Genomic DNA, 440 nt, shown 5'->3' on the forward strand with positions numbered 1-440 from the left:
GGGCAGAACGATCGCCTTCCTCAAGCAGAAACTGGCATAGGGCGTTCGTCTAATCCGTGTTCGCCGGCTTGTGGAAGGCGACGCCGGCGACCACCAGCGCAATGCCGAGGCAATCGGTAAAACTTGGCATCTGGCGCAGCACGACGACGCCGATCAGCGTCGCGGTGACGGGCAGCAGCGACAGCATCAGCGCGAAGCTGGCGCGTGGCAGCCGCGACATGGCGAGCTGGTCGCAGATGCAGGGAATGACAGAGGAGCAGATGCCGACGCCGATGGCGGCGAACAGCAGCGGCAGTGAGAAAAAGGCCGGCAGCGCATCGGTGAGGCCGATCGGCAGCACGACGATGAAGGCGATCGCCATGGCGGCACCCAGGCCGGCGATGCCGGCGCCTACGCCTGACGCGGCGACGCGGTGGCCGAGCACGATGTAGCCGACAAAC

General features: G+C 66.1%; 1 protein-coding gene. It reads right to left on the reverse strand.

All coding sequences use genetic code 11. From position 1 onward, the window contains the following. Positions 1-49: 49 nt before the first annotated feature. Positions 50-440, reverse strand: a 391-nt coding sequence (locus tag EN984_RS37325) for an EamA family transporter (protein WP_164766060.1), incomplete at its 5' end; no start/stop codon positions are given.

This window comes from Mesorhizobium sp. M7A.F.Ca.CA.004.12.1.1 (genome assembly GCF_003997835.1).
Lineage (GTDB): Bacteria > Pseudomonadota > Alphaproteobacteria > Rhizobiales > Rhizobiaceae > Mesorhizobium.